The sequence below is a fragment of the Oculatella sp. FACHB-28 genome (assembly GCF_014696015.1).
Classification (GTDB): domain Bacteria; phylum Cyanobacteriota; class Cyanobacteriia; order Elainellales; family Elainellaceae; genus JAAUTN01.
In genome coordinates this window covers 1-8,648 of record NZ_JACJPJ010000027.1, presented here as the reverse complement: position 1 = coordinate 8,648, position 8,648 = coordinate 1, and the positions used below count along the sequence as shown (strand labels likewise).

General features: G+C 49.3%; 10 protein-coding genes, 1 tRNA gene and 2 pseudogenes. 6 read left to right on the top strand and 7 right to left on the bottom strand.

The window, feature by feature from the left end:
• From H6F88_RS01680 to H6F88_RS01670, 3 genes and pseudogenes are all read left to right on the top strand, one after another.
• Positions 1-96 (top strand): annotated as a pseudogene (locus H6F88_RS01680) (IS5/IS1182 family transposase); the annotation flags it as partial.
• A 109-nt stretch (positions 97-205) separates the two neighbouring features.
• Positions 206-457: a DUF4351 domain-containing protein gene (locus tag H6F88_RS01675; protein ID WP_242050351.1), complete on the top strand. Its 252-nt coding sequence runs from the start codon at positions 206-208 to the stop codon at positions 455-457.
• A 133-nt stretch (positions 458-590) separates the two neighbouring features.
• Positions 591-848 (top strand): hypothetical protein, encoded by a 258-nt coding sequence (locus H6F88_RS01670; protein WP_190641014.1) that lies wholly within the window; start codon positions 591-593, stop codon positions 846-848.
• Here the strand turns inward: H6F88_RS01670 and fabG are convergent.
• On the bottom strand, positions 845-1,606 hold the full coding sequence (fabG, locus tag H6F88_RS01665) for a 3-oxoacyl-[acyl-carrier-protein] reductase (RefSeq protein WP_190641013.1): 762 nt from the start codon (positions 1,604-1,606) through the stop codon (positions 845-847). The two genes, H6F88_RS01670 and fabG, sit on opposite strands and share 4 nt — an antisense overlap.
• Positions 1,607-1,787: 181 nt before the next feature.
• Here fabG and trxA point away from each other — a divergent pair, with 181 nt between their 5' ends.
• Entirely contained in the window at positions 1,788-2,105 is a 318-nt protein-coding gene (gene trxA, locus H6F88_RS01660) for a thioredoxin (RefSeq protein WP_190641012.1), read from the top strand.
• A gap of 2 nt (positions 2,106-2,107) precedes the next feature.
• Positions 2,108-2,743 carry an adenylate/guanylate cyclase domain-containing protein gene (locus H6F88_RS01655; protein WP_190641011.1) on the top strand — a complete coding sequence of 212 codons (636 nt, stop codon included), beginning with the start codon at positions 2,108-2,110 and terminating at the stop codon, positions 2,741-2,743.
• Positions 2,744-2,826: 83 nt separating this feature from the next.
• Here the strand turns inward: H6F88_RS01655 and H6F88_RS01650 are convergent, their stop codons facing one another.
• From H6F88_RS01650 to H6F88_RS01625, 6 genes are all read right to left on the bottom strand, one after another.
• The gene (locus H6F88_RS01650) at positions 2,827-4,614 is read right to left on the bottom strand and encodes a glycosyltransferase (protein ID WP_190641010.1); all 1,788 of its coding nucleotides are present in this window, start codon (positions 4,612-4,614) and stop codon (positions 2,827-2,829) included.
• Between the two features lie 231 nt (positions 4,615-4,845).
• Positions 4,846-6,042, bottom strand: a complete 1,197-nt coding sequence (locus H6F88_RS01645) for an aminotransferase class V-fold PLP-dependent enzyme (RefSeq protein WP_190641009.1) — start codon at positions 6,040-6,042, stop codon at positions 4,846-4,848.
• 176 nt (positions 6,043-6,218) lie between these two features.
• Positions 6,219-6,290: transfer RNA gene (locus H6F88_RS01640), tRNA-Asn, on the bottom strand.
• Positions 6,291-6,405: 115 nt separating this feature from the next.
• Complete coding sequence (locus tag H6F88_RS01635; RefSeq protein WP_190641008.1) at positions 6,406-6,957, bottom strand: NYN domain-containing protein; 552 nt, start codon at positions 6,955-6,957, stop codon at positions 6,406-6,408.
• 126 nt (positions 6,958-7,083) lie between these two features.
• The gene (locus H6F88_RS01630; protein WP_190641016.1) at positions 7,084-7,770 is read right to left on the bottom strand and encodes an energy-coupling factor ABC transporter ATP-binding protein; all 687 of its coding nucleotides are present in this window, start codon (positions 7,768-7,770) and stop codon (positions 7,084-7,086) included.
• 104 nt (positions 7,771-7,874) lie between these two features.
• Positions 7,875-8,141: a hypothetical protein gene (locus H6F88_RS01625; protein WP_190641007.1), complete on the bottom strand. Its 267-nt coding sequence runs from the start codon at positions 8,139-8,141 to the stop codon at positions 7,875-7,877.
• A 394-nt stretch (positions 8,142-8,535) separates the two neighbouring features.
• On the opposite strand from H6F88_RS01625, the pseudogene H6F88_RS01620 reads away from it, so the two are divergent.
• Positions 8,536-8,648, top strand: a pseudogene (locus tag H6F88_RS01620) (photosystem II D2 protein (photosystem q(a) protein)); the annotation flags it as partial.

Genomic DNA, 8,648 nt, shown 5'->3' with positions numbered 1-8,648 from the left:
TTTGCAGGACGTTATCGCAACCGCAGAAAACGGTTTGGCTTGCGCTTGAACCTGATTGCTGGCTTACTCAACTATGAATTGGCACATGCCTCTTGATTCATGCAGGAAGTCTATTGATGTTTATCTACGTCTGAACCCTTCAGAACAGCAGCAGTTTCAGAACGAGCTTGATAGGATTAACCCAAGACAGCAGCGGGAGGAAGTTATGGAAATCGTTACCAGCTGGATGCAAGAAGGAATAGAGCGAGGACTGGAGCAAGGACTGGAGCAAGGACGGCAAGAAGGGGAGATAGCTGTAATTAGCCGTCTACTGTCCCGTAAGTTTGGGGCTGTGGATGCTGAATTGCAGGAACGTTTGCGTCAGCTTTCGATCGCCCAACTAGAAGATCTGGCAGAAGCCCTTTTAGATTTCTCCACTAAAGCTGACTTGATGGATTGGTTGAATCGCCGATCTTGAGCCTGTGCAGGATTCACCAGTGCAAACAGAATGGGTTCGTTAATTGGGCGATCGCTAGAATAATCAAGAATAGTTGATTGCTTTGCCTTGATTGATTTCTCCAATATTCACACAACTTCAGCGTTGCAAAGTTATGCACATCCTCTGGCTTACCGTTATCGGGCTATTTCCCGTTTTGGGACTGTTTTACCTCTACAAGGACATTCGCAAAGTTAGCAACTGGAAACATGATCCAGCAGGAACGTTTGCGGAAGCTACCTCCTTTGCAGGAGGTGAGGCACTCAGCGGAGCTGAGGCTGAACAGGCTTGCCATAGTGGTTCTGTGCTTGGTGAAACGGGTATCTGCGACGCTGTTCACGGAATAGATTTTGGGCACATTTTTCACCATTAGTCCATCACCATGCCACCATCCACGTTCATGGTTTGCCCGGTGATATAGGCAGCGGCAGGATCAGCAGCTAGGAAACGGACCAATCCGGCAACTTCCTCTGGCTTGCCATAGCGACCAAGGGGAATATATTTGAGAATTTCCTCAGCTTTAACATCCTGGGTCATGTCGGTTTCAATGAAGCCGGGAGCAACCACGTTGACCGTAATGCCTCGGCTGGATAGCTCCTTTGCAACGGTTTTGGAAAAGCCAATCACCCCTGCTTTAGCGGCTGCGTAGTTTGCCTGTCCCGGGTTGCCCATCAAACCTGATACAGAAGAAATCTGCACAATCCGACCTGACTTTTGCTTTAGCATGATTTTGCTGACAGCTCTAGTGCAGAGAAAAACGCCGGTCAGGTTGAGGTTGATCACAGCTTGCCAGTCTTCGGGCTTCATTCGCAGCAGCAGCGTGTCGCGAGTGATTCCGGCATTGTTCACCAGTACGTCGACTCGCCCCCATTTTTCCATGACGGCATTGACCAGAGTATCAACCTGGTCGGCTTGGGAGACATCGGCTTGCAGAGCGATCGCCTCTCCTCCCATTCCCGTAATTTCTGCAACGACCTCATCGGCAGCTTTGCTTGAGTTCGCATAATTCACTGCTACATTAGCTCCTTCTGCCGCCAATGCCAGGGCGATCGCCCGCCCAATGCCTCGCGAGGCACCCGTAACAATTGCCACCTGATCTTTGAGCCGTTGGGAATCTAGGGATGCTGCCATAACCTGTACCTCTTGTCGCAGAATGCTGAGCCATAGAGAATCGCCAAGCGATTGTCGAGCTATGACCGATTAAAATTGCTAGACCATATTAAGGCATTTGGGGTATCCTTACCGACTCCCAAAAATTTGCACTAGGATCGAGCCATCAAAACCAAATTCCGTTTAGCAACCCTGTAGCAATATGGCGACCAAGAAGCAGTTCGGTAGCTTTGAGGAAATGCTCTCCGGTTCAGACGTGCCGCTGTTGGTAGATTTCTATGCGCCCTGGTGTGGTCCCTGCCAGATGATGGCAAAAATTTTAGAGCAAGTAAACGCTCAAATGGGACAACAACTCAAGGTCGTAAAAATCAACACCGACAACTATCCTGCTTTGGCGACCCAGTATCAAATTCATGCCCTGCCGACGCTGGTGCTGTTTAAGCAGGGGGAACCCGTTGAGCGAATTGAGGGTGTGGTGCCCGCCGATCGCCTAATTCAACGATTAAAAACTTTGGTCTAGTAATGGCTCCTTCCAACAACAGGGCTGAGTTAGATCGCCTGCTGCAAACTCGCAACGAGCATCCCGAAAAAGCAGCAGAGATTGATGCTGCTATTCATAGGGCGTTTTCCCAAACTCATGCTGTTTTGGTGTTAGACATGTCGGGCTTTTCAAGGCTGACGGTGCGCTATGGAATCATTCACTTTCTAGCGATGATGCATCGGCTGCATATCATTGCCTTGCCTCTGATTAACCAACACCAGGGTAAGTTGATTAAGCAAGAAGCGGACAACTTGTTTGCGGTGTTTCCGACAGTAGCGCTGGCAGTCGAGGCGGCAGTTGATCTGCTGAAAACGCTAGCAGCGGTAAACACAGGCTTGCCTGATTCGCTGGACCTCTTTGCTAGTATTGGCATCGGCTACGGAGAGGTGCTGATGGTAGAAGATAGCGACATGTATGGCAGTGAGATGAATCTTGCTTCAAAGCTGGGGGAAGATCTGGCGCGATCGGGAGAAATCTTACTCACAGAGGCAGCATTTACTCAGATAGATCCAGTAGATCCAGCATCCGATCGCTGGGAAGAACTGGAATTTTCTGTTTCTGGGCTTCAACTGATGACTCATAAGCGGCTTTGGCAGGGAAGCCGCGATCGCTTCTGATTAACCTTCTCAACACAATCTCTGAGCGAAGCTTTAAGAATTCCACTTCTACGCAAAAGCAAGTCCTGGAACGATGAAGGAAATTATGTAGATTCTGACTGGCTACCTGATTCGCATTGGTACAGTTGATACCTATATCCATCAACGGAATCTGCGTCATCATCTGGATTACAGTTTTGCTTTCGCAGAAACGAGTCAAGCAGTTCAGTTTCAGTTGGACGCTGAAAGTTGAGCAACCAGAGATTGAGCGGACGAGGCGATCGCTCCAGCGCCTCGCGCATTACGGTCGTCGTAAATTTAGGGCTTTTGCCCTGACTGATCATCAGAAACTGCGTGTTCTCTGCGGCGGTTGGGTCAGTGGCGTGTTTTAGCTCCCAAGCAATTCCCATGAGCCTGCCCGTTTGCCCGTGCGTACGATGGGCGATCGCCACCAACACAGGAATCTCAGCACTATCTTGAATAGCTGCCGCTACCACATCCGGGCGGTGAGTTTTTTGGTAGCCCAGATTTGTCACCACCGTTAACCCACCTAAAAAGCTGAACAGCCCAATTAAGATTACGGTTCGTTTGCCCCCTGACATAACACTTGACCACAGTCGGGGCAACCAACCCGGTTTTGGCTGAATCCTTGGCTCAGTCCTCCAAAGTGCTGCAAGTCCAGCAGCAATCAGCACGATGACTGCTGGAAAATATGCAAAGTTGTAACGAAACGCGCTCATCAAATCGATTTCAAACAGATAGGTGATGCCTAAAAAAATGGCGATCGCCTTCACCACAAATCCGCCTAGAACCTGCATCGCTAGACGCTTTTCCGACTTTGTATACTGCACCTTGCAGCCAGCGTAAAGCTTCGGCAATGTCCACAACACCAGCAAGATCAAGGCTGCACCAGAAAGTGTGACGATGAGCTCAGTGTCTGCCTGAATAGGCAGCAGGTAGAGCATCGTAATCCATCCCGCTAAAGCCTGTCCCAATGGGTCTAGGAGTGCTAATCCAGTGCGATCGCCCCGATAAATCCACTGGGTTAAGCCAGTGTCCTGAGTACTTTGCAGAAAAGGCAGCCAAATCAGTCCTCCTGCCAACGTTCCCAGCGCCACGCCGCCAAGTCGTCCCCAGAAAGAAGGTTGCCATACACCTCGCTCACGCCAACTTTGAATCAGCCCCAAGCTGAGTAGCACCAACGCCTCAGCGCAAATCGTGAATACAAAGAAATAGTGTGTCGCAATGCCCAAGGTGTTGATTACAACCCAAAGCAACCCCAATCCAACCGAAAACGGGGTGCGATAGTAAACTGCTCGAGCTGCCAAAACTAGACAACCCAAAGAAGCAATTATCCACAAGACGGGCAGCGTGTAGTGTCGCGCCTCTTGTGCCAGGTAGACTGCGAATGGAGAAACAGCCATCAGTGCTGCGGCAATTTGCCCAATCAAGCGTGAGTGGAAGGCTAGCCAGCTTAAACCAAATACGGCTGGGATGGCAGCAACCCCAAACAGCGCAGAGAGCGATCGCACTCCCCAAACTGAAACCAATCCTTCCGAGCTAGACCATAACCGCAGCCACCAATGGGTCAAGACAAAATAAAGCGGTGGGTGATTGCTCTCGTTTAATAGATTGCCTATAACCTGTCTAATTCCAGCTTGAGGTTCAACTTGCAGCGGCTGCAGTAAATCATCTAGCGTCACAATTTGATCTAACGCTACTGCTTTAAAGCTGTGTCCCAAGCTGAAAACAATCGTGGAAAACTCATCTGTCCAAAGCGGTTTTGCAGTCAGATTAGTGAAGCGTAGTCCTATTCCAAGGGTCATCCAGACCAGCAACAACAGAGGGTGAAACCACCAACGTTGACTTAAGGCATTCAACTTGCACCACATCAGGCAACTCTGCAAAACACAACTTTTGTAATCCGAAGGTCTAGCTGATGCAGATTTAAGTCTGTTTTGAACTGCTTCAACTTTCAACCTGGCGAGATACTACTGCTGTCAGGATGGCATGAATAGCAAGGATCTCAACAGTTTCTGCATTGAAATATTTGCGGTAGATGACTTTAACCAGCGATAAAAGCCATTGCTAAACGGGCTAAATCTTTTAACGTTCCGCTTCGTTTACAGCTCTTTTAGCAGAATCAAGAGTGCATCTGCCAGGTAATTGTATTCTGCCAGATGGTTGTAGATCTGAGCTGAGACACGAATTAATCGTTTACTAGAGGGATACCAGGGAATAATTGGAACTTCAATGTGAAAGCGATCACCCAACGCTTCATACAGCGGTTCCCAGTCGCCGTCGGGCAGCGGCACGGTTGCTATTGAGCCAACCATCTCAATAGGGCAGGGTGGAGCAATTTCTAAGGACTGACAGAGCGTTTTCTGAGCTGCGATCGCCAAATTTCGATTGTGTGCCATCAGTTCCGTCCAGCCTCCCGGCAGAATTAAGCCCATAAACCGCAGCGCTTCTGCAACACAGAGATAGGCAGTTGGATCGCCTGTTCCCGCCCAGTCAAATTCCAGATGAAAGCGAGATCGATCCGTGCGCGGTGAATTGGCTCCATGACTGATGGTAAGCGGACGAATAGCGTGCTGGCGATCGCGTCTCACATACAAAAAAGCGCTGCCTTTAGGTGCACACAGCCATTTGTGGCAGTTCCCGGTGTAGTAGGTTGCGCCCAATTCTGCCAGATTCAGCGGAATCATTCCCGGCGCGTGGGCACCATCTACCAGCAGCTCAATTCCTCGTGCGGAGAGTTGCTGCGCCAATATTTGAATCGGTAATACCAGGCTAGTCTGGCTCACGACGTGATCCAGCAGAACTAGCTTTGTCCGAGGTGAAACTTTGGCTAAGACTGCTTCAACAACCTGATCTGAGGAAGCAATTGGAAAGGGAATATCTGCCACAACCACAGTCGCTCCCGATCGCTCCGCAACGAAGTTCAGAGCATTTCGCGAGGCATTGTACTCCTGATTTGTGGTTAAAAGCTCGTCCTCAGGCTGAAAGGAGAGCGATCGCAACACCGTATTGATGCCGGTCGTGGCATTTTGGACAAACACCAGATCATCTACCTCTGCGCCAACAAAGTTTGCTAAGGCAGCTCTCGACTGGTCAAGCAGCGGTTCTAATTCTTTGACCATGAAGCGCAGGGGCTGCTGCTCTAGCTGCTGCTGGAGCGATCGCTGTCGCTCCAATACTGTAACGGGACAAGCTCCAAATGAGCCGTGATTCAAAAACGTGACTGCCGGATCGAGTGACCAAAATTTTGAGTACTCAGAAGCAGCAGGTTTGGAAACTGAATGAGAAGTCGAATGCATGGGTTGCAGCCTGAAAACTGCAACCAATCTAGCGGATGAGCAAGTCCCATAGCAGAAAAATTCTCTGTAAGGGCTTAGCCTTTAGCAGGTAGACCCTGGAATGGAGCAAAATTCTTGACCGAATGCTAAGTCCCTACATCGCGCTCTGAGCTGACCTGTTCAAGTATTTTCTTAAACTCCCCAGGCAGGATTCGAACCTGCGACCAATCGATTAACAGTCGATCGCTCTACCACTGAGCTACTGAGGAACGCGTATTTCATAGTATCGATTAACCAGGCATTTTGGCAAGCTCTAATACAAACTTTTTTTTGCTTTCTGCCTTGCCTTGCTTTGGCTAACCTGAGTTTTTGCAACTCAGTCACTTATTCTAACCCTAATCGCATCCGAGCTAGCCGCTGTTGGGCTACTGGATCAAGGGAACTGGAGAGGAAACGGTTGGGCGATCGCCCCTTCCCCCCTCGTTGCTTTCGACGAACCTTGAGAGCCGCCAACTCGACATCAGCCAATAGCCGCTGCGCCGACATCCATTCTGCCCCAAATCCAACTACCGTAAGCTGCTGTGCCCGATCGGACGTGGCCACAATCAGCCGCTGCTCAAACTTTCGTAAGTCGTTACGAAATAGGGCACAGGTTTTTTCGATATAGGTGTCAGCCGTTTGCTTGTGATCGGTGTAGCAGATTGAAAGGTTTTGAGTCATCATCTCCCGGCTACCGGGACTGCCTTGATACTGAGCATCAAAAACAACGTGTGTGTCAAACCCTTGGAAAGCGCTGTAGCCCACTAGCGACTCGGCTAACTTGCGCCTTGCTGCTTCCAAGCCTTCCGTGTCCCGAACCTGCTGCAACGTAGACCAGGCTCCAATGATGTTGTAGCCATCCACCAGTAAAATTGCTTGTGTTGAGGGGCGTGGCATGGTCAAACACCCAAAATTTCAAAGTAAAACGGCAGTTAAGCAGTTAATGTTTACTTAATAGTTCCAATATAGCGGGTAGCTCTATTACATTGTGTAAACGATTGAACAGAAATTCAAATGCTTACCCTAGATTCCCTCATACTTCACTCCCTGACTTTGGATCAGGCGTTGCTTTAGCCGCATCGGGTCGCCCTGATCAACCACCCGACCCTGCTCTAGTAAAAATGCTCCATCACAAAAATTGAGTTCGTCTAGGCGGTGGGTCACCCAAAGAGCGGTTAGCTCTCGGCTTTTAACAAGTTGCTGAACTTGAGCTACCAAGTCAAGCTGGCTGTCGGGATCAAGTAGGGCAGTGGGCTCATCTAACAATAGAACTTCGCAATGGCGGGCGATCGCCCCCGCAATTGCGACTCGCTGCTTTTGTCCACCACTCAATGCGTAGATCGGTCGCCGTTGGAGGCTGAGCAAGTTAACGGCAGTTAGAGCTTCTGCCACCCGCTGTCGAATTTGGGCAATCGGCAAATTTTCCTCAACCAAACCAAACGCTACATCTGCACCTACCGTCGGCATCACCAGCTGATGGTCAGGGTTTTGAAATACGAACCCGACTGGAGGCGACACCCCTATTTCACCAGACTGAGGATGCAGCAAACCCGACAGAATTTTCAGCAAAGTTGATTTGCCGCTGCCGTTGTTGCCAAGCAGCATCCAAAACCCGCCTTTAGGCACTTCCAAAGAGCAAGATTGCAGAACTGGCACTCCAGTTGACCAGTGAAAGCAAAGGTCGCGAACGGCGATCGCAGGTTCAGTCATAACGCTGACAGTAAAATGACCACTAAAACTTAGCCGAAAAATATACAGTAGGGTGGGCATTGCCCACCCTACTACACTCGTGCTTAAAGATCCTTCAGCAACGCTTAACCTGCAAATGCAAAGCCGGGAGGTCTGCCCGAAGCGGCTGTAGTGCTGGATTTTTCGGAAATCTGCACTGCTGAGATCTCGCTCACCAATACACCAACTGTTTTGTCAGGCATCTGCTCACAAGTCAGTTCCAGAATGGCTGGATTGCTAGAGCGAATCGCATCTAGAACTTGCTGATAGACAGCTTTAGCGTCATCCACCGACTTCCGCTGCACCGACAGCGTGACCGGCGTATTCTTCAAGGTCAAATCAATAATGAACATGGGGTTTAGAACTCAAATGCAGTTATGCAAGAACTAATTCTCAGTATCTCAGATGAATCCATGAACCGGGTTGGGCGATCGCCCAACCTTCCCATCTCCAGCAAAATCTCTCAGTAAATTTGAAACTTTAAAAAATTCTAATCTTGCCAAACATCCTCGAAAATTGCCTCTGTTCTTCCGCCTACCAGCAATAGAGCAGCCTAAAACTTAGAAAGGGGGGTGAAAAAAATGAGAAAGTATCGATATAATTAATCACACAGTAAAGAAAAGTAAACTGTGTTCACATTCGATCGCATTTTCTGCTCTGTGTCTATATAAATTTCTACAGGGCTGAAAATCGTAGAAGTGAACTTGAACTCATTTCTGTAGTTATAACTTTTTGGAGATCTGCGCTATGACCATAGCAATGGGGCGCGCCCAAGCGGAACGAGGATGGTTTGACGTCCTCGACGACTGGCTCAAGCGCGACAGATTCGTCTTCATCGGCTGGTCTGGTCTTTTGCTCTT

Excerpts from the sequence above, each read along its gene's own strand:
- H6F88_RS01675 (WP_242050351.1), top strand. The coding sequence starts at position 206 with ATGGAAATCGTTACCAGCTGGATGCAAGAAGGAATAGAGCGAGGACTG.
- H6F88_RS01670 (WP_190641014.1), top strand. The coding sequence starts at position 591 with ATGCACATCCTCTGGCTTACCGTTATCGGGCTATTTCCCGTTTTGGGA.
- fabG (WP_190641013.1), bottom strand. The coding sequence starts at position 1,606 with ATGGCAGCATCCCTAGATTCCCAACGGCTCAAAGATCAGGTGGCAATT.
- trxA (WP_190641012.1), top strand. The coding sequence starts at position 1,788 with ATGGCGACCAAGAAGCAGTTCGGTAGCTTTGAGGAAATGCTCTCCGGT.
- H6F88_RS01655 (WP_190641011.1), top strand. The coding sequence starts at position 2,108 with ATGGCTCCTTCCAACAACAGGGCTGAGTTAGATCGCCTGCTGCAAACT.
- H6F88_RS01650 (WP_190641010.1), bottom strand. The coding sequence starts at position 4,614 with ATGTGGTGCAAGTTGAATGCCTTAAGTCAACGTTGGTGGTTTCACCCT.
- H6F88_RS01645 (WP_190641009.1), bottom strand. The coding sequence starts at position 6,042 with ATGCATTCGACTTCTCATTCAGTTTCCAAACCTGCTGCTTCTGAGTAC.
- H6F88_RS01635 (WP_190641008.1), bottom strand. The coding sequence starts at position 6,957 with ATGCCACGCCCCTCAACACAAGCAATTTTACTGGTGGATGGCTACAAC.
- H6F88_RS01630 (WP_190641016.1), bottom strand. The coding sequence starts at position 7,770 with ATGACTGAACCTGCGATCGCCGTTCGCGACCTTTGCTTTCACTGGTCA.
- H6F88_RS01625 (WP_190641007.1), bottom strand. The coding sequence starts at position 8,141 with ATGTTCATTATTGATTTGACCTTGAAGAATACGCCGGTCACGCTGTCG.